At 71.1% G+C, this 18,495-nt stretch carries 12 protein-coding genes and 1 riboswitch; of the genes, 7 read left to right on the top strand and 5 right to left on the bottom strand.

Features of this window, described 5'->3' with window-relative positions:
* Positions 1-298: 298 nt before the first annotated feature.
* Positions 299-4,048, top strand: a complete 3,750-nt coding sequence (locus VGZ32_RS14225; RefSeq protein WP_326886484.1) for an ABC transporter ATP-binding protein — start codon at positions 299-301, stop codon at positions 4,046-4,048.
* Between the two features lie 253 nt (positions 4,049-4,301).
* Here the strand turns inward: VGZ32_RS14225 and VGZ32_RS14220 are convergent, their stop codons facing one another.
* Complete coding sequence (locus VGZ32_RS14220; RefSeq protein ID WP_326886483.1) at positions 4,302-5,345, bottom strand: NlpC/P60 family protein; 1,044 nt, start codon at positions 5,343-5,345, stop codon at positions 4,302-4,304.
* A 3-nt stretch (positions 5,346-5,348) separates the two neighbouring features.
* Positions 5,349-5,507: riboswitch (cyclic di-AMP (ydaO/yuaA leader) on the bottom strand.
* 741 nt (positions 5,508-6,248) lie between these two features.
* Here VGZ32_RS14220 and pcrA point away from each other — a divergent pair.
* The gene (gene pcrA / locus VGZ32_RS14215; protein WP_326886482.1) at positions 6,249-8,768 is read left to right on the top strand and encodes a DNA helicase PcrA; all 2,520 of its coding nucleotides are present in this window, start codon (positions 6,249-6,251) and stop codon (positions 8,766-8,768) included.
* Between the two features lie 30 nt (positions 8,769-8,798).
* Here the strand turns inward: pcrA and VGZ32_RS14210 are convergent, their stop codons facing one another.
* The 4 genes from VGZ32_RS14210 to VGZ32_RS14195 form a co-directional block, all read right to left on the bottom strand.
* Entirely contained in the window at positions 8,799-9,458 is a 660-nt protein-coding gene (locus VGZ32_RS14210) for a response regulator transcription factor (RefSeq protein WP_326886481.1), read from the bottom strand.
* Positions 9,459-9,542: 84 nt separating this feature from the next.
* Entirely contained in the window at positions 9,543-10,886 is a 1,344-nt protein-coding gene (locus VGZ32_RS14205) for a sensor histidine kinase (protein WP_326886480.1), read from the bottom strand.
* Between the two features lie 73 nt (positions 10,887-10,959).
* Positions 10,960-11,793: an ABC transporter permease gene (locus VGZ32_RS14200; RefSeq protein WP_326886479.1), complete on the bottom strand. Its 834-nt coding sequence runs from the start codon at positions 11,791-11,793 to the stop codon at positions 10,960-10,962.
* A 50-nt stretch (positions 11,794-11,843) separates the two neighbouring features.
* Positions 11,844-12,626: an ABC transporter ATP-binding protein gene (locus VGZ32_RS14195; RefSeq protein ID WP_326886478.1), complete on the bottom strand. Its 783-nt coding sequence runs from the start codon at positions 12,624-12,626 to the stop codon at positions 11,844-11,846.
* 255 nt (positions 12,627-12,881) lie between these two features.
* Between VGZ32_RS14195 and VGZ32_RS14190 the strand changes: the two genes are divergently transcribed.
* The 5 genes from VGZ32_RS14190 to VGZ32_RS14170 all read left to right on the top strand — a co-directional run.
* Complete coding sequence (locus VGZ32_RS14190) at positions 12,882-13,298, top strand: cobalamin B12-binding domain-containing protein (RefSeq protein WP_326886477.1); 417 nt, start codon at positions 12,882-12,884, stop codon at positions 13,296-13,298.
* Positions 13,299-13,455: 157 nt separating this feature from the next.
* A complete protein-coding gene (locus VGZ32_RS14185; protein ID WP_326886476.1) occupies positions 13,456-14,916 on the top strand; it encodes an SWIM zinc finger family protein in 1,461 nt (486 codons plus the stop codon).
* Positions 14,913-16,091: a DUF5691 domain-containing protein gene (locus VGZ32_RS14180; RefSeq protein ID WP_326886475.1), complete on the top strand. Its 1,179-nt coding sequence runs from the start codon at positions 14,913-14,915 to the stop codon at positions 16,089-16,091. The genes VGZ32_RS14185 and VGZ32_RS14180 overlap by 4 nt, the downstream gene beginning before the upstream one ends.
* A complete protein-coding gene (locus VGZ32_RS14175; protein WP_326886474.1) occupies positions 16,088-17,197 on the top strand; it encodes an AAA family ATPase in 1,110 nt (369 codons plus the stop codon). Before VGZ32_RS14180 ends, VGZ32_RS14175 begins: the two co-directional genes overlap by 4 nt.
* Positions 17,194-18,495: DUF5682 family protein (locus tag VGZ32_RS14170; protein WP_326886473.1), on the top strand; the 1,302-nt coding region annotated here is incomplete at its 3' end. The genes VGZ32_RS14175 and VGZ32_RS14170, both read left to right, overlap by 4 nt.

Here is an 18,495-nt window from a genome sequence, read left to right as displayed (position 1 = left end):
GGGGCGAGCGGTCCAGGGGCGATCGCCGGTGGCGGCCGGTGAGGCCCCGGAGGGGTGAAAAATCCGATGGACAAGCCGGGCGTGCGGTCCGACAGTGCATTGCGGAAGGGCGTGCAACCTTGGTGTATGTCGAAATGTCGTACCTGGAGCACACACTAGGTTGCGCACCGCTGTGCGTGCTGGCCGCGTGCCGATGCTGAGGACGACGATGAGCGGGCGGGTGGAATTTCAAGAGAGATGATGAGTGTTGCTCACATAAAATAAGCGCTCAGTAAGTAGCGAGGATCAGGGGAGATGCATGCCCGACGCGGGAGACGGGGGAGAGCGGTGGCTGCGCCGCATCCTGGGTTACACCTGGCGCTATAAGCGGCTGCTCGCGATCGCGACCACGGCGTCGCTCGCGATCGTCGGCGTCGGCGTGACGGTACCGCTGATCCAGCGCGCAGTCATCGACGACGTGATCATCAAGCGCACTCAGCCGCTCGCGCCCTGGGCCGGCGCGCTGCTCGGCGTCGCCGCATTGAACCTGATCGTCTCGCGCACCCGCCGCTACGCCGGCGGCCGCATCGGCATCGAGGTGCAGAACGATCTGCGTACCGATGTCTTCGAGGCGCTCACCCAGCTTGACGGCGAGGGCCAGGACAACCTGGAGACCGGGCAGATCGTCGCCCGCTCCTCCTCCGACATCAACATGGTCTCCCAGCTGCTCGGCATGGCCCCGGTGCTGGCCGGCACCGTGCTGATGTTCTTCAGCGCCCTGGTCGCGATGCTCGTGCTCTCACCGCTGCTCACGCTGATCGGCCTGGCGGTCGGCCCCGGCCTGTTCGGGGTCTCCACCCTGGCCAGGCGCCGACTGTTCCCGGCCACCTGGGACGCCCAGCAGAAGACCGGCGTGCTCGCCGGGGTGGTCGAGGCGGCCGTCACCGGCGTGCGCGTGGTCAAGGGCTTCGGCCAGGAACGCCAGGAGGTGGACAAGCTCGAGGGCGCCGCAAAGTCCCTGTTCGCCGCCCGGCTGCGCTCGATCCGCCTGACCGCCAAGTACAACCCGACGCTCGGCGCGATCCCCACCCTCGGCCAACTCGGCGTGCTCGCTTTCGGCGGCTGGCTCGCCCTGCATGGCACCATCTCTCTGGGCACCTTCCTCGCCTTCTCCGCCTATCTCGCGCAGCTCAGCGGCCCCGTGCGGATGCTCGCCAACCTGCTCACGTTCGGCCAGCAGGTGCGGGCCAGCGCGGTGCGCATCTTCGAGGTCATCGACTCCAAGCCGGTCATCACCGACCGCCCCGGCGCCCCGGAACTGCCGCGCGAGGCCGCCGGCCTCAGCTTCGACGACGTGACGTTCGGATACGTCCCCTCGCGCCCGGTCCTGCAGGGGCTCACGCTCGAAGTGCGCGCCGGCGAGACGGTCGCGCTGATCGGCACCGCCGGCTCCGGCAAGTCCACCGTCGCGATGCTGCTGCCCCGCTTCTACGATCCGGGCGGCGGAGCGATCCGGATCGGCGGACACGACCTGCGCGACGTGACCACCGACTCGGTACGCGCCGCGATCGGTCTGGTCATGGAGGACGCTTTCCTCTTCTCCGACACCGTCCGCGCCAACGTCGCTTACGGCCGCCCGGACGCCACCGAGGCGCAGATACGCGCGGCCGCGCAGGCCGCCGAAGCCGAGCGGTTCATCAACGAGCTGCCGCAGGGCTATGACACGGTCGTCGGCGAGCAGGGCCTGACCCTGTCCGGCGGCCAGCGCCAGCGGGTCGCGCTCGCCCGCGCCCTGCTGACCGACCCGCGCATCCTCCTGCTCGACGACGCCACCTCGGCCGTCGACGCCGCGACGGAGGCGGAGATCCACGCCACGCTGCACCGGGTGATGGCCGGGCGGACCACCGTCGTCATCGCGCACCGCCGCTCGACGCTCGGGCTCGCCGACCGCATCGCCGTGCTCGACGAAGGCCACGTGGTGGACATCGGCACCGCCTCCGAACTCGAGGCCCGCTGCCCGCTCTACCGGCTTCTGCTCTCCGGCCCCGGCGACGACGCGGAAGGTGTGGACGCCGGCGAACTCGTGCTCGACAACACCGTGGACGCGACCGTGGTCGACGGCGTCACGCCCGCGCTCTGGGACCGCTCGAAGGCGGAGGACCCGATCTACTCCGGAGCGGCTCGCGCCGCGAACCGGCTCGTGCGCGGAATGGGCGGTGGGATGGGTGGCGGACGGGGGATGATCGGCGCGATACCGGCCACCCCGGACCTGCTCGCCAAAGTCGCCGCCCTGCCACCGGCCACCGACACCCCCGACATCCGCCAGGATGTCGCCCGCGCCGAGGACCCGCAGTTCTCGCTGCGCCGCCTGCTGCGCCCGTTCGCCTGGTTCCTCGCGCTCGGCCTGCTGCTGGAAGGCGCCGACGCGCTCGCCTCGCTGGCGATCCCGGCCCTGATGCGCACCGCCGTCGACCAGGGCATCCAGGGCGCCGCGTACCACGTGATCGTCACGATGACTGTGTTCGGCCTGATGCTGGTGGTCGGCGACTGGATCGTCGAGGCGGTGCAGACGCGGGTGACCGGGCGCACCGGCGAGCGGCTGCTCTACCTGCTGCGGGTGCGTACCTTCTCCCATCTCCAGCGTCTCGGTCTCGACTACTACGAGAACGAGATGGGCGGCCGCATCATGACGCGGATGACCACCGACATCGACGCACTCGCCTCGTTCCTGCAGAACGGCGTGTCGACCGCGGTGGTGTCGGTGCTCACCTTCTTCGGCATCGCCGCCGCCCTGGCCATCGTCGACTGGCGGATGGCCCTGGTCGTCTACGCGGTGCTGCCGATCCTGGTCGTGGCCACGCTGATCTTCCGCTCGAAGTCGAAGCAGGCGTACAACGAGGCGCGCGACCGGATCAGCGCCGTGAACGCCGATCTCCAGGAGAACGTGGCCGGAATGCGGGTCACGCAGGCATTCCGCCGCGAGGGCGTGAACCGCGACCGCTTCGCTGGTAAGGCCGACGCGTACAAGGTCTCCCGGACCCGCGCGCAGAAGTACATCGCCACCTACTTCCCGTTCGTGCAGTTCCTCGGCGACCTCGCCGGGGCGCTCGCGCTCGTGTACGGCGCGCATCTGATCGTGGCCGGCAGCCTGACCGCGGGGGCGCTCATCGCGTACCTGCTGTACGTGGACATGTTCTTCTCCCCGGTGCAGCAGCTTTCCCAGGTCTTCGACAGCTACCAGCAGGCGGCGGTGGGCCTGCGCCGTATCCGTGGCCTGATGCAGACCCCGACCGCGACGCCCGAGGCGGACGATCCCAAGCCGGTGGCCGCGCTGAGCGGGCGCATCGAGTTCCAGGGCGTGCACTTCGGATACGTCGCCGGGGCGCCGGAAGCGCTGCGCGGGATCGACGTGGCGATCGAGCCGGGGCAGACGGTCGCGCTGGTCGGCGAGACCGGTGCGGGCAAGTCCACCATGGTCAAGCTCGTCGCGCGGTACTACGACCCGACCGCCGGAGGCGTCTATGTGGACGGCGTTGACCTGCGCGAGTACGACCTCGGCGCGTACCGGTCGCGGCTAGGCGTCGTTCCCCAGGAGGCGTATCTCTTCCCCGGCACGGTCCGCGACGCGATCGCCTACGGCCGTCCCGATGCCTCCGACGCCGAGGTCGAGGCCGCAGCCAAGGCGGTCGGCGCGCACGACATGATCGCCCGGCTGCCCGGCGGCTACCTTCACGAGGTCGGCGAGCGCGGCCGGAAGCTGTCGGCCGGTCAGCGACAGCTGCTGGCCCTGACCCGCGCCTACCTGGTGGACCCGGACATCCTGCTGCTCGACGAGGCGACCGCGGCGCTCGACCTGGCCACCGAGGCGGCGGTCACCCGGGCCGTCGACGAACTGGCCCGGGCCCGCACGACGCTGGTCGTCGCGCACCGGCTCACCACGGCGGCACGGGCCGACCGGATCCTGGTGCTCGAGGGCGGAAAGATCGTCGAGGACGGGCCGCATGAGGCGCTGCTCGCGTACGACGGCGCTTACAGCCGGCTGTGGTCGGCGTTCGCCAAGGCGGCCTGACGCACCGAGTCGGAGAACTGGGCGAACGAGGCGGGCGCGGAAGAGGAACGCGCCCGGACCGCCGGCGGGTAGCTGTGCCGCAAGGGGTGGTGGGGGATGCGGCGGGTGCGGCGGTCCGGGCGCCGGGCGGGAGATCGGCCCGGCCGGTTCGGGGGGAGGGGAGTGGCCGGGCCTCACGCCTGCCCGTCTTTTTCGGGAAGGTCCGTGATGGGCCGTGGTGCTGTGCGCAGGTGCGAGTGCTTTTCGCGGTCGGTCAGCCGACCCGCGCGTACCCGGCGACCGGCATGTACGAGTACGCCGAGTTCGACGGGTCGAGATTGCCTTCCACCACGCCGACGCTGGTGTTGCGCGCGTCGATGAAGTAGCCGTTGCCGATGTACATGCCGACGTGTTCCGGGCCGCCGGACTGCATGTAGAAGAAGACCAGGTCGCCCGGCATGAGCTGGGAGGCGCTCGAAAGCTGGGTGAGGCCGTAGAACTGCTCCTGCGATGTGCGCGGTATCGTCACGCCGGCCGACGCCCACGCCGCCACCATCAGGCCCGAACAGTCGAAGTAGCTCTGCCCGGCGGCGCCGTACGAGTAGCCGTCCCCGAGCTTCGCCTTCACATACGCGACCGCCGCGGCAGCTCGCCCGGAGACGGGCGGAAGCGCTCCGGTGACCGTGTGCACGGCGGTGGAGGTGCCCGTGACGGTCGCGCGCTGCGCTGCTGTCAGCGAGTCGAGGATCGCCTGCTGCTTCTGCAGCAGCGACTGCACCTGAGCCTTGTTGGCGGCAGCCTGCGCGAGGGCCGCCTGCTGCTGCGCCAGCGCGGCAGTGGCGTTCTTCTTGTCCTCTGCCAGCTGCGCCTTCTCTTGCGCGATCATCTTGAGCTGCACGGCCTCCTGCTGCGTCTCCTGATCGACCATGCCCGCCTCGGACAGGTACGTGTCCGGGCTGGCGTTGATCGCGAGCTGGAGGGTCGGGGAGATCGCGCCGGACCGGTACTGGGCCGCGGCCTGCATGCCCATCGACGTCTCAAGGGTGGAGAGCGCGGTCTGCTCCTGGGTGATCTGGGCTTGCAGCCCGTCCACCTTCTGCTGGAGCTTCGCGTACTGCTCCTGCGCCGCATCGTAGGCCTGGCCTGACGTCTCGGCCTGCTGATTAAGGGTGTTGATCTGGGCCTTGACCTGGTCGATGCTTGGAGTCGGCGCGGCCTGGCTGGCTGCCGGCAGCAGGGCGACGGTGCCGGCGGTGACGCCGACTACACCGAGCGCGGTGGCCCTGCCGGATACCTTCTGGGCGCGGTGGGACGCCATAGCTCCTTCTTCGGACGGCGCCTACCGAGTTAGCTGACGGGTTCGGGCGGAAGAAGTCGCCCTACGCCTCGCCCGACCCCGCGTTTGGACCGCGCGGTCTGGCGCGACGATTCACCCCGGGGTAACTGTGGGTCCCCGGTTCCCTTGCGGCGGTCCGACCGTCTTCGGGCTCTGCGAAGAGCGCCCAGTTCCGGTCCTGCCGACGCCGGGGATTCGGCGCGGAAGCGCGCGGTCGGCCTTGGATGGCTGACTGTGTCGCGAACTTCTGGGCCGTAACCATAGCGAGACCGGGGCCGGATCGCCGGATCCGGGCAGCGGATTTTTCCCCGACTTTGCCCGCGTCGCCGTATCAGGGTGGCGCCGTTCCAGCTCGCAGCCCGTGGCCCAATCTTCTACATCTGGGGGTTAACGTCCGTTTTATGTGGCGTCAGATTGAGGAGAATCCGGACATTGCGGTAGCGGTCGCGGCGCCGGCGTAATCGCAGGCGATTTTCCCGACGTTATGTCGGTACGATCGGGCGGAAAACCGGGCCGGACGCAACCGGAGGCCCGTGCCCACGCGTCGGTAGGAACCATTTCCGCGCACGGCCTGTTCCATGCCGTTTTGGCGGCGAATTTTTCTGGTTTGGCTGCCCCCCGTACGGAGGCGCGCTGCGGGATGAGTGCGGCGGGAGCCCGATCGGTAAAGGTCTGATCTACGGGCTCATCGACACCTTCGGTCGCGGCGCTCTCCGCTTGCCACCACCGCGTCCGGAATCAGGGGGCTGCCCAGGTGGCAGGACGCTGCGACTGCGGCGACCAGCCGAACCGTGCCCCCTCGTCCGGCTCTGGACTGGGCCGGATCGCCAGTCGGAGCGATCCGGCCCCGCGCTGTCCGTGCGGCCAACTAGACTCGGGAACACGATGAGCAGCTCGCCAGCCTCCCACGAAGCCCCCCTGTTCGACCTGCCGAAACCGCCGCCCCCGGCGCGAAAGCGGGCCGACGCGGTCCTTCCCGCGCTCTCGCTCGCGCCGGAGCCCGACGAACCAGCCGGCGACCCGGCCGACGACGAGGTGCGGCCCGCCGCCGCCCCGAGGCGGTCCGGCGGCCTGCCCAAGATCGACCCGGACGCTCTGCTGGCCGGCCTCAACACGTCGCAGCGTGAAGCGGTCATGCATACCGGTTCGCCGCTGCTCATCGTGGCCGGCGCCGGTTCCGGCAAGACCCGGGTTCTCACCCACCGGATCGCGTACCTGCTCGCCGCCCGCGATGTCCACCCGGGCGAGATCTTGGCGATCACCTTCACCAACAAGGCCGCGGCCGAGATGAAGGAGCGGGTCGCCGCGCTGGTCGGCCCGCGGGTGAAGCCGATGTGGGTCTCCACGTTCCACTCGGCCTGCGTGCGGATCCTGCGCCGCGAGCATCAGCACCTCGGCCTGCCCTCCTCGTTCACCATCTACGACGCGGACGACTCGCGGCGGCTGATCACCGCCGTGGCCCGCGATCTCGAACTGGACGTGAAGCGGCACCCCCCGCGCGGGCTGCTGACCCAGATCTCCGCGCTCAAGAACGAATTGGTGGACCACGAGACCGCGCGCGATAAGGCACAGAGCGAGCAAGAGCGGCTGATCGCCGAGGTCTACGGCAACTACCAGCAGCGGCTGATCGCGGCCAAGGCGTTGGACTTCGACGACCTGATCATGACCACGGTGAACCTGCTCCAGGCATTCCCGGCGGTCGCCGAGTCGTACCGGCGCCGGTTCCGCCACGTTCTGGTCGACGAGTACCAGGACACGAACCACGCGCAGTACGTCCTGGTGCGGGAACTGGTCGGCGGCGCGGTGTCGCAGGCGCCCAAATACACGGCGGACGGCGAGCCAGTGAATGCCGCCGCCTCGGCCGCGGCCGCAGCTGGCCCGGACGACCCGGCCGCCGTGCCCCCGGCCGAGCTGTGCGTGGTCGGCGACGCGGACCAGGCGATCTACGCCTTCCGCGGCGCCTCGATCCGCAACATCCTCGAGTTCGAGGCCGACTACCCGAGCGCCCGCACCATCCTGCTCGAGCAGAACTACCGCTCCACCCAGACGATCCTGAGCGCGGCCAACGCGGTCATCGACCGGAACAAGGCGCGCCGGGCCAAGAACCTCTGGACCGACGCCGGCGACGGTGCGCTGATCACCGGTTACGTCGGCGACAACGAGCACGACGAGGCCGCGTTCGTCGCGAACGAGGTGGACCGGCTCACCGACGAGGAGCTGGCCAAACCCGGCGACGTGGCGGTTTTCTACCGCACCAACGCGCAGTCGCGAGTCTTCGAGGAACTGTTCATCCGGGTCGGGCTGCCGTATCGCGTCGTCGGTGGCGTCCGCTTCTATGAGCGCAAGGAGATCAAGGACGCCCTCGCGTATCTGCGCGCGCTGGCGAACCCGGACGACTCGGTCTCGGTGCGCCGCATCATCAACGTCCCCAAGCGCGGCATCGGCGAGCGGGCCGAGACGATGCTCGACGCCCTGGCCCAGCGCGAACGCATCTCTTTCGGCGCGGCGATCGACCGGGCCGACGAGGCGTACGGCCTGGCGGCGCGCTCGCTGAACGCGGTCAAGGGCTTCGCGGCGGTGATGGCGGCGCTGCGTGAACGGCTGGCCGAGGGCGCCGGACCCGCCGAACTGCTCGAATCCGTGCTGGAGCGCACCGGATACTTCGCCGAGCTCCAGGACTCGGACGATCCGCAGGACGAGAGCCGGGTGGAGAACCTCCAGGAACTCGTCGCGGTCGCGCACGAATACGAGCAGACCGACCCCGAAGGCGGCGTGGTCGGATTCCTCGAGCGTGTCGCGCTCGTCGCCGACGCCGACCAGATCCCCGACGCCAACGCCGAAGCGCAGGGCTCGGTCACCCTGATGACCCTGCACACCGCGAAGGGCCTGGAATTCCCAGTGGTCTTCCTGACCGGCCTGGAGGAGGGTGTCTTCCCGCACTCGCGCGCGATGGGCAACATCAAGGAGCTGGAGGAGGAGCGGCGGCTCGCCTACGTCGGGATCACCCGCGCGCGTCGACGCCTCTACTTCACTCGCGCCGTCATGCGCTCGGCCTGGGGATCGCCCGCGTACAACCCGGAGTCGCGCTTCCTGGCCGAGGTCCCGGACAAGCTGATCGACTGGCAGCGCACCGCACCCGAGCCGCAGTCCACCTCCTTCGGCACGCTCACCCCGTCGCTCACCGCGGCGGCCGATCGCGCCCGCGCTAAGGGGTTCAAGACCGGCGGCCCCGGCGGACGCGAGCCGATCTCGGTGGCGCCCGGGGACCGGGTCGTGCACGACACCTATGGACTCGGCACGGTCGTTTCGGTCGAGGGCCGCACCGGCGAGCATGCCACCGTCGACTTCGGCTCGGCCGGGGTGCGCAAGCTCGTGCTCGCGTTCGCGCCGCTCCAGAAGCTTTAGCTCTAAGTCGGCGCTGGGGCGGGCTATCCCCTACACCCCGAGGTAGCGCAGCACCGCCAGCACTCGGCGGTGGTCGGTGGTGGACACCGGCAGGTCGAGCTTGGTGAAGATGTTGGCGACGTGCTTCTCCACCGCGCGCTCGGTCACGAACAGCGACTCGGCGATCGCGCTGTTCGACCGGCCCTCCGCCATCAGAGCCATGACGTCGCGCTCGCGCGGGCTGAGCGAGGCGGCGGCCGACACCGTCCGGCTGGCTCCGACCAGCTGGGAGACCACCTCGGGGTCCAGCGCGGTGCCGCCCGAGGCCACCCGATCCAGCGCGTCGAAGAAGTCCTTCACGTCCAGCACCCGCTCCTTGAGCAGGTAGCCGACACCCGCCGAGCCGCTCGCGAGCAGCCGACTGGCGTACTGGGTCTCCACGTACTGAGAGAAGAGGAGCACCGGCAGCCGCGGGTCGCGCACCCGCAACTCGAGCGCCGCGCGCACGCCCTCGTCGGGCTGCGCGGTTCCGCCCGGCTCCGCAGGCATCCGGATGTCGGAGACCACGACGTCCGGACGGTGCTCGGCGACCGCGGACCGCAGCGACTCCCCGTCGGCGACGGCGGCCGGGATCTGGTGGCCGTGCTCCTCGATCAGCTGCACCAGTCCAGCCCGAAGGATCACGGCATCCTCGGCGATGACCACGCGCATGGTCCTGCCCCCGTCATGTCCGACCGCATCTGACTGCTTTCTCGCAGTGATGCTAGTCGGAGCGCGACGAGGAGCGGCCGCGCGTCACATCCTGACGGGAACCTCGAGGGTGATGTTCGTCGGTCCGCCCGGCGGGCTGCTCACATCGATCGTCCCGTCGAGCGTGCGTACCCGCTCGGCCAGCCCGCGCAGCCCGGTCCCGGCGCCGTCCAGCGTCGCCCCGCCGGTCCCGTCGTCGGCGACGATGAGACGGGCCGCGAAGCCGTCGGACAATACGGTGATCGCCACGGTGGACGCCTTGCTGTGCTTGCCAGCGTTCGTCAGGAGTTCCGCCGCGCTGAAGTAGAGCATGGTCTCGACCGAGGCCTCCGGGCGCTGCGGCAGCTCCACCCGCACGGTCGCCGGGATCGGGGAGCGCGCGGCGAGCGTGGTCAGCGCGGTTTCGAGGCCTGCGTCGAGGGCGGGCGGGTGGATGCCGCGCACCAGTTCGCGCAGCTCGTGGATCAGCTCCTTGGCTTCCGCACGCGATTCCCGGATCAGCTCGATTGCCGCCGCCGGGTCGGGTTCCGCGCCGTCGAGCCGCCCTTCCGCCCGGCCCAGCCGCATGCCGAGGGAGACGAGCCGGGCCTGGATGCCGTCGTGCAAGTCGCGCTCGATCCGGCGCAGCGTGAGCGCCGCCTCGTTGATCGCGGTCGCCCGCGTCTCCTCGAGTTCCTGAATGCGGGCGGCGGCGGACGGCCCGAGCAGCCGCGGCAGCAGCCAGCGGTCCGGCGCGATCACGGCGCGGGTCAGCCACGGGGCGATCAGCAGGACCACCAGCCCCATGCCGGTCACCAGGAACGCCCGCGGCCAGGTGTCGAAGTAGAAGTCGTTGATCGCCAAGCCGGTGTGCCCGTTCGGGCCCTTGATCCGCAGCCCCTCAATACGCCAGAACAGTGGATACAGCGCCAGCCATAAGCCCCAGAACCAGGGCACGAACCCGATCGCGAACTCGAGAACGCCGAGGGGGAAGCGGAGCGCCAGGTAGCCGATCGCGCGCCACGCCACCGGATCGGCCAAGTGGTAGACCAGGAAGCCGAGCACCCCCGGCCGCCGCTTGGGCCGGACCGGACGCCGGATGCGCACTCCGAGCAGTGCCGAGGCCACCAGGCGGTACAGCGCGGCCAGCCGCCGGTCCACCGCGAGCAGGAGCGGAAGCAGCGGCAGGATGACCCCACCGGTCGACGAGATGGTGAACACCAGCGTGATCAGCGCCGCGGCCAGACCGAGCACCGCGAAGGGGAGGCTGAGCAGCGCGTATAGGGCTTCGCGCAGCGCCCGCAACGTGACGGGCTCGCGCAGCACGCGGCGGGCGCCGGCCGCGACCAGGCCCCCGCGCCTGGTCCGACCGCCTCCCCGGCCCCCGGTCCCGTACTGCGACCCCGCCACGACTTCCCCTTCGACCTTGCTCGTCCGACCTGATCGATCCTGCTGGTCTGCCGGTCAATCCTTGCGCACGCCGTCACACGTCCCGGCGCTTGATCGAGATGAAGGCGAGCGCCATCAGCCCGACCGTCCACGCGACGATGATCGCGAGGCCACCCCACTGACCGTACGGCGTGCCGGGGTCCAGCGTCCGATCCATGATCAGCTGTCCGGCGCTTTCCGGCATCGCCTGGGACAGGTGCTGTCCGACCGATCCGGGGATGAGCCCGAGCAGCCCCGGCACCACCAGGCTCGTGCCGAGCGCCACGCTGATCGCCCCGGCCGTGTGGCGCATCAGCGCGCCGATCGCCAGCGCGATGATCGCCGTCAGCGACATGACCAGGCCGAATCCGAGGATCGCGCGCAGCGTGCCGGGAGTGCTCAGCGTCACCGTCGCGTGCTTCCGCACGATCGCGCTGCCGATGAAGAAGTTCGCCCACGCGATCGCCTCGGCCAGCACGAAGACCACGGCGCCGAGCACGACGGCCTTCGCCGCCAGCACAGGCGTGCGGCGGGGCGCGGCCAGGACGGTCGAGCGGATCATCCCGGTGGAGAACTCGGAGGCGATCAGCAGCACGCCGAGCACGGCGATGGCGAGCTGGCCGAACTGTGAGCCGGGCTGGAGCAGCAGCCCGATCGTGTCGTTCTGGAACCGCGTCTTGTCGGCCGCGCCGAGGTTGTCGTAGGTGGCGGTGAACGCCGACGTGGCGGCGATCGACACCCCCAGCGACACGGCGATCATGGTCCCGAGTGACCACCAGGTCGAGCGCAGCGTCTTGAACTTCGTCCACTCGCTGCGCAGCAGATCGGTGAAGCCGGGCTGGTGGGTCGGCCGCACCCGGTTGGCGTGCGTGATCATCACGGTAGACATCTGAAGTGCATTCCCCTCGTTGTTTCGCAGACTTTTGATTTCGCGCCGGGCTAGCGGGTGGCGTACTCCACCGCGCCCGCGGTCAGCCGCATGAAGGCCTCCTCGAGCAGTGCCGGCCGGGCGACCGCCGGGGTGGCGGCGTAGACCGCCGGGTCGGTGTAGCGCTCGATGAACTGCGCCGTGGTGCAGTCGGCGAGCAGCCGCCCGCGCCCGATCACCAGCAGGTGGTCGGCGGTGACCGCCATCTCGTTCATCAGGTGGGAGGAGACCAGGACGGTGCGGCCCTCGGCGGCCAGCCGCTTCATCAGGGTGCGGATCCACAGGATGCCCTCCGGGTCGAGGCCGTTGACCGGCTCGTCCAGGATGATCACCCGTGGGTCGCCGAGCAGGGCCGCCGCGATCCCCAGCCGCTGGGCCATGCCGAGCGAGTAGCCGCCGGCCCGCTGCTTGGCCGCGTCGCGCAGCCCGACCATGTCGATCACCTCGTCCACCCGCGAGAGCGGCAGGGCCTGCGACTGCGCCAGGCACAGCAGATGGTTGCGGGCGGAGCGGCCCTTGTGGAACGCCTTGGCCTCGAGGAGCGCGCCCACCTGCGACAGCGGCGCGGTCAGCGAGGCGTACGGCTTGCGGTTGATCAGCGCGGTGCCCGCGTCGGGGCGCTCGAGCCCCAGCAGCAGCCGCATCGTGGTGGACTTCCCGGCCCCGTTCGGACCGAGGAAGCCGGTCACCTTGCCCGGCGCCACCCCGAAGGAGAGGTTGTCGACGGCGGTCTTCGCGCCGTAGCGCTTGGTCAGCCCGTGGGCTTCGATCGAGAACGTCGTGGTGGATGTCATGCCTCAACGGTGCCGGGCGGGGGCCACGGGCCACGAGGGCGCAGTCCCCCGAACCGGGGGTGGGGCCAGCACGAACCGGCACGTAGAGCGGTCGGGGCGGCCGGCTGCGTCTTGCGACCCGGCGAAGCGCGATCACGCAGGTCGCGGCGGCTCTCGACCGGGGCCGTGGCCCGAGTCACAGCGCATCTTTAGGCCAACTCGGTTACTCTTCGGACGAACGGTTCTCACTGCGACGACGCTTGAGGGAGTGGCCACGTGAGCGAGTCCGGACCCATCCGCGTGGTGGTCGCCAAGCCGGGCCTCGACGGTCACGACCGCGGGGCCAAGGTGGTCGCGCGAGCCCTGCGCGACGCCGGTATCGAGGTCGTCTACACCGGGCTGCACCAGATGCCCGAGCAGATCGTGGCCACCGCGATCCAGGAGGACGCGGACGGCGTCGGCCTGTCGATCCTGTCCGGCGCACACATGACCCTGTGCCCCAAGGTGATTGAGCTGCTGCGAGAGCGCGACGCTGCCGACATCAAGGTGTTCGTGGGCGGCATCATCCCCGAGGCGGACATCCAGCCGCTGCTCGACTTGGGCATAGCCGCGGTCTTCACGCCGGGCACGCCCACGCAGACCATCGTCGACTGGGTCTACGCGAACCTCGGCCAGGCTTCGGCCACGGTCTGACACCTTCCCACCCCGCCGCTCGGAGCCGGGTGCTCACCCACCGCCCGCGCCGGTTGTAGGAGCGTTCTGCGACGCGTTCGCGCTGCTCAATGCTCGGTGGACGACGATTTCGTATCGAGCAAGACCTCTGTCGGAGCGCTGCCCTAGAGTTTGATCCATGACGGCGCCGACCTCCGAGACCACCCCGCCCGGACCACTTTCGGGTGAGCAGTGGCCGGCGCCGCGGATCCACGCCCTCGCGCCGGACGCCGCCTCGCAGAAGGCCGGGGTCAAGCTAGCCGTCGCCGCCCCCTGGAGTGGCTGCGGCGTGTGTGCCGCGGAGCGGCTGCTGTGGGGGGACTGCAAGGGCAGCGGCGCAAAGCCTTACCAGGTCACCGTCGAGTTCCCTGCCGACCCGGCGCAACCGCCCGGCTCGGCCTGCACGTGCCCGTCGCGGAAGTTTCCCTGCAAGCACGCGCTCGGCTTGATGCTGCTGTGGTCAGCCGGGCAGGTCACTGAGGCTGCGGTGCCTGAGCGGGTGCGCGAGTGGCTCACCGGGCGGCGGGAGCGGGCCGAGCGCAGTGCCGCTCGTAAGGCCGCGCAGGAGGCCAGGGCCACGGAATCGGGCGCCGATGATACGGCCGCCGTCCGGTCGGCTGCGGCCGCGACCCGCCGCGCCACCCAGCGGGTCGAGCGGATCAGCGCCGGGCTCGACGACCTCGACCTCTGGTTGCGCGACCAGTTGCGCGCCGGACTCACTGGACTCAAGGCCGCCGGATACCGGCCCCTGGACGACCTGGCCCGCCGACTCGTCGACGCGCAGGCGCCCACCGTCGCGGGGCGGATACGGACGCTGGCCGGGCTGCTGGGTGCCGACGACTGGCCCGACCGGGTGCTGGCCGAACTCGCCCTGCTGCACCTGCTCATCGAGGGCTGGCGTAACCGTGACGCCTTGCCCGCACCGCTTGCCGCGACCGTGCGCCGCCGCATCGGGATAGCCGCCAGCTCGGCCGAAATTACGGCCGCCGGAGAGCACGTCGCGGACCGCTGGCTGGTCCTCGGCGCCCGCGACCTGGCCGGCGACAAACTCGTCGAGCGGCGGATCTGGCTCCAAGGCGAGGCGAGTTCGCGGCTGGCCGTGCTGCTCGCCTTCGCCCCCACCGGCCAGTCCCCGGGCCTGGCGTTCCCGGTCGGTGCCGCGGTCGAGGCAGAGCTCGCCTTCGCCCCCGAGGCGCTGCCGCTGCGCGCGATCGTCGTGGATCCCGAGGAGCTACGGCTGCGCCCGGACGACGGGCCGACTCCTCCGCAGGCCGCCACGCTCGACGAGGCCGCCGCGGCGTTCGCCGCCGCCATCGCCGCCGACCCGTGGACGACTGCGATCCCGGTCGTGCTCGGCGCCGCGGTGCCGGTGCTCGATCCGGCCGACTCGGGCCGGCGGATCGTCGACGTGAAGTCGGGGACCTGCGTTCCGCTGGTCGGCGAGGGCGGCGCGGACGAGCAGTCCCGTGCCGACGAGGCCTACCACATGCTGCTCGCGGCCGGTGGCGGTCGGCCGTGTCCGTTGTTCGGGCTCTACCATCCCGGCGGATTCGCCGCCGTCACCGTGTTCACCGAGAGCGGGGCGGTGTCGGTGATATGACCGAGACGGATGCGAACACGTTGCTGGATCCGGCGAACTGGGCCGATCTGGTCTCTGCGGCGCTCGTGGGCACGGATCGGCGCACGCTCGGCGGCGACGCGTCCGCCGGGCTGCTGTCGCAGGCGGCGCGTACGGTCGTCGCCACGCGAGTCGGTGCGCCGCCGCGCCACTTCGGCGGCACGCTGCCGGAGCCGATGCCCGCCGACCCCCGCCCGCTCGTGCCGGCGGCCGCGGCGGTTCGGCTGCGCTCGATCCTTGATTCATTTCCGAAGTACCTGCCCGAATGGCTCGCCGCCGTGCGCGCCGCGGGCTACCGGCTGCCGCCCGCGTACTTTCCGGAACTGCTCGGCGCCGCCCGCACCAATACCCTGATCCGCCCGGATCTCGCCGCGGTGCTCGGCGCCGCCGGGCGCTGGCTCGCCGCGACCGCGAATGCGTACCGGTACATCCTGCGCGAGCCGCGCGGGACGCTCTCGCCCGAGGATCGGCAGAGCCCTGATCCCGACGACCGCCTCGCGTACGCGGCCGGGCTGTTCCTTGAGGACCCCGCGGCAGGGCGGCAGCTGGTCCGGGAGTCCTGGGCGGGCGAGCGGGTGCCGGTCAAGCTCGGGCTCCTGGCCCTGCTCGACCGCTACCCCCACGCATCCGACCTGGACTTCCTCGACGGCCTCGCCTCGGACCAGTCGAAGCAGGTACGCGACGAGGCGACGCTGGTCGCGGCCTCCGTGCGGCACCGCCTGGAGAAGCCGACGGCGCGCGACTTCACCGCCGAGGTCTCCCGGATCATCTCCGCCCACGGATTCGGCCGCGAGATGCACAACTTCGTGATGAGCCGGGCCGACGAGCCGTGGCCCGAAGACGGCTCGCGGCTGCTCCTGCTCTCCCTCGCCGCGCACGCCGCTCGCGGCGACCGGTCGGTGGCCTGGTCCGGCTGGCTGGTCGAACAGATCCTCACCGCCGTCGGCGACCACGCTCCGGTATCGCTGTGCCATGACGCCGCGCGACTGGTGTACGAGCAGGCGCTCCGCCCCGACGGCGAGCCGCTGCGCGTCGACATCACCCGCGTCGACTTCACCGCCGTGCACGCGCAGCTCGAGTACCGCCGCCAGATGCTCCTCGAACTCGCCCCGCAGACCGCCGCCCATCCGCCCGAATCCCGACGGGAAGACCGATGACCACGATGCCGCCGCTGGAGCCCGCGCAGGCCGTCCTGCGCCCGCACGCGGAGGACTCCTTCGCCCGCGAACTCGACGCGCTGGCCAAGGGCGACGACCGCCCGCGGCCGCCGCGCTGGAACCTCTCGCCCTGGGCGGTGACGACCTATCTGCTCGGCGGGGCGGCGGCCGACGGCACCGAGATCACCACGAAGTACATCGGCCCCCGCCGCCTCATCGAAGTCGCGGTCGCGACTCTCGCCACCGATCGCGCCCTGCTGCTGCTGGGCGTGCCGGGCACCGCGAAGAGCTGGGTCTCCGAGCACCTGGCCGCGGCGATCTCGGGCGATTCGACGCTGCTGGTCCAGGGCACGGCGGGGACGGCCGAGGAGACGATGCGCTACGGCTGGAACTACGCGCAGCTGCTGGCCCACGGCCCGTCCCGGGACGCGCTGGTCCCCTCGCCGCTGATGACCGCCATGTCCGCGGGCAAGGTCGCCCGGATCGAGGAGCTGACCCGCATCCCGGCCGACGTGCAGGACACCCTGATCACGATCCTGTCGGAGAAGACGCTGCCGATCCCCGAGCTCGGCGACGAGGTGCAGGCGGTCAAGGGCTTCACCGTCATCGCGACCGCCAACGACCGGGACCGCGGCGTCAACGACCTGTCCTCGGCGCTGCGCCGCCGGTTCAACACGGTCGTGCTTCCGCTGCCGGCCAGCACCGAGGACGAGGTGCGGATCGTCGCGCAGCGGGTCCGCGCGCTCGGCCGCGCGCTCGAGCTGCCCGACGTCCCGGCCGCCGCCGAGGAGATCCGCCGGGTGGTGACGGTGTTCCGCGAGCTGCGCTCTGGCGTCACCGAAGACGGGCGCACCAAGGTCAAGTCGCCCACCGGCACACTGTCCCCAGCCGAGGCCATCTCCGTGATCACCGGTGGGGTGTCGCTCGCCGCGTACTTCGGGGACGGCACGCTACGCCCGCACGACGTGGCGGGCGGGATCCTCGGCGCCGTGGTCAAGGACCCGTCGACCGACCCAGTGGTGTGGCGCGAGTACCTGGAGACCGTGGTCAAGCCGCGCGAGGGCTGGACCGCCTTCTACGAGGCATGCCGGGAGCTGGAGGCGTGACCGCCGGTCCGCGGCGCGCGGACCCGGTGAACCCTTCGGGCCCGCGCGTCGTTCTGTTGGGCGTACGGCACCACGGTCCCGGCTCGGCGCGCTCGGTGGGTGCGGCACTGGAGCGCTTCGGGCCGGGCCACATCCTCATCGAGGGACCGGCCGACGCCGATCCGCTGATTCCGCTGGTCGCGGCAGCCGAGATGGTGCCGCCGGTGGCCCTGCTCGCCTACCGGGAGCAGGACCCGAAGGTCTCGGCGTTCTGGCCGTTCGCGTCGTTCTCGCCGGAATGGGTCGCGCTGCGGTACGGCGCGGCCCGGCGCGTGCGCGTCGGATTCTGCGACCTGCCCGCGGCGGTCTCGCTCGGTCTGGACCGGGCCGGAGCAGGGGACGGACCCGATCCGATCGCGCGACTCGCCGCCGCCGCGGGCCACGCCGACCCCGAGGCGTGGTGGGAGGACGTCGTCGAGCACCGCGGCTTCGGCCAGCCGGGGCTCCTTCGGCCGTCGACCACTGAGTCCTCGCCGACACCCGCACCTCCCGCCGAAGACCCGCTGAGCGCCTTCGCAGCCCTCGCTGACGCCATGACCGCGGTGCGTGAGGAGGAGCCCACCGGCGAGTACGACGCCCTGCGCGAGGCTTATATGCGCACGACGCTTCGCGCGGCGCTGGCAGATGGCGCCGAGCGCGTCGCAGTGGTCTGTGGCGCCTACCACGTTCCCGCCTTGTCAGGTATCGAGGACGGCCGCCCCGTCGCCCCGGTGTCCGCAGCCGATGACAAGGCCCTGCTGGCCACGATGCCCAAGCCGATCAAGGCAATGGCGGCCGCGCTCACCTGGGTGCCCTGGACTCACAGTCGGCTGTCATACCGCTCCGGCTACGGCGCAGGCATCGGGTCACCGGGCTGGTACCGGCACCTGTTCGAGGCCGAAGACCACATCGCAGAGCGCTGGCTCACCGGCGTCGCCGAACTGCTGCGCGCCGAGCGGTTCCCGGTCTCCTCCGCGCATCTGATCGAGGGTGTCCGGCTGGCCGAGACGCTCGCCGCGCTGCGCGGCCGCCCGTTGCCGGGACTGGCCGAACTGTCCGAGGCGACCCTCGCCGTGCTCTGCGAAGGCCGGGACGAGCCACTCGACCTGATCGCCCGCGAGATGGTGGTCGGCGACGTGCTCGGCGAGGTCCCGGCCGGCGCGCCGACCGTGCCGCTGGCCGCCGACCTGGACCGCGAGGCCAAGCGGCTGCGGGTGCCGAAGGCCGCCACCGAGAAGCAGTACGACCTCGACCTGCGCTCGGCGAACGACCTGGGCCGC

The organism is Actinocrinis sp. (assembly GCF_035938995.1).
Classification (GTDB): Bacteria; Actinomycetota; Actinomycetes; order Streptomycetales; family Catenulisporaceae; genus DASZGI01.
The sequence above is the reverse complement of the archived record's forward strand: the minus strand, read 5'-3'. Positions and strand labels throughout refer to the sequence as shown.

What these genes read in the sequence shown, in the direction of transcription:
- VGZ32_RS14225 (WP_326886484.1), top strand. Translation starts at nt 299, where the DNA reads ATGCCCGACGCGGGAGACGGGGGAGAGCGGTGGCTGCGCCGCATCCTG.
- VGZ32_RS14220 (WP_326886483.1), bottom strand. Translation starts at nt 5,345, where the DNA reads ATGGCGTCCCACCGCGCCCAGAAGGTATCCGGCAGGGCCACCGCGCTC.
- pcrA (WP_326886482.1), top strand. Translation starts at nt 6,249, where the DNA reads ATGAGCAGCTCGCCAGCCTCCCACGAAGCCCCCCTGTTCGACCTGCCG.
- VGZ32_RS14210 (WP_326886481.1), bottom strand. Translation starts at nt 9,458, where the DNA reads ATGCGCGTGGTCATCGCCGAGGATGCCGTGATCCTTCGGGCTGGACTG.
- VGZ32_RS14200 (WP_326886479.1), bottom strand. Translation starts at nt 11,793, where the DNA reads ATGTCTACCGTGATGATCACGCACGCCAACCGGGTGCGGCCGACCCAC.
- VGZ32_RS14195 (WP_326886478.1), bottom strand. Translation starts at nt 12,626, where the DNA reads ATGACATCCACCACGACGTTCTCGATCGAAGCCCACGGGCTGACCAAG.
- VGZ32_RS14185 (WP_326886476.1), top strand. Translation starts at nt 13,456, where the DNA reads ATGACGGCGCCGACCTCCGAGACCACCCCGCCCGGACCACTTTCGGGT.
- VGZ32_RS14180 (WP_326886475.1), top strand. Translation starts at nt 14,913, where the DNA reads ATGACCGAGACGGATGCGAACACGTTGCTGGATCCGGCGAACTGGGCC.
- VGZ32_RS14175 (WP_326886474.1), top strand. Translation starts at nt 16,088, where the DNA reads ATGACCACGATGCCGCCGCTGGAGCCCGCGCAGGCCGTCCTGCGCCCG.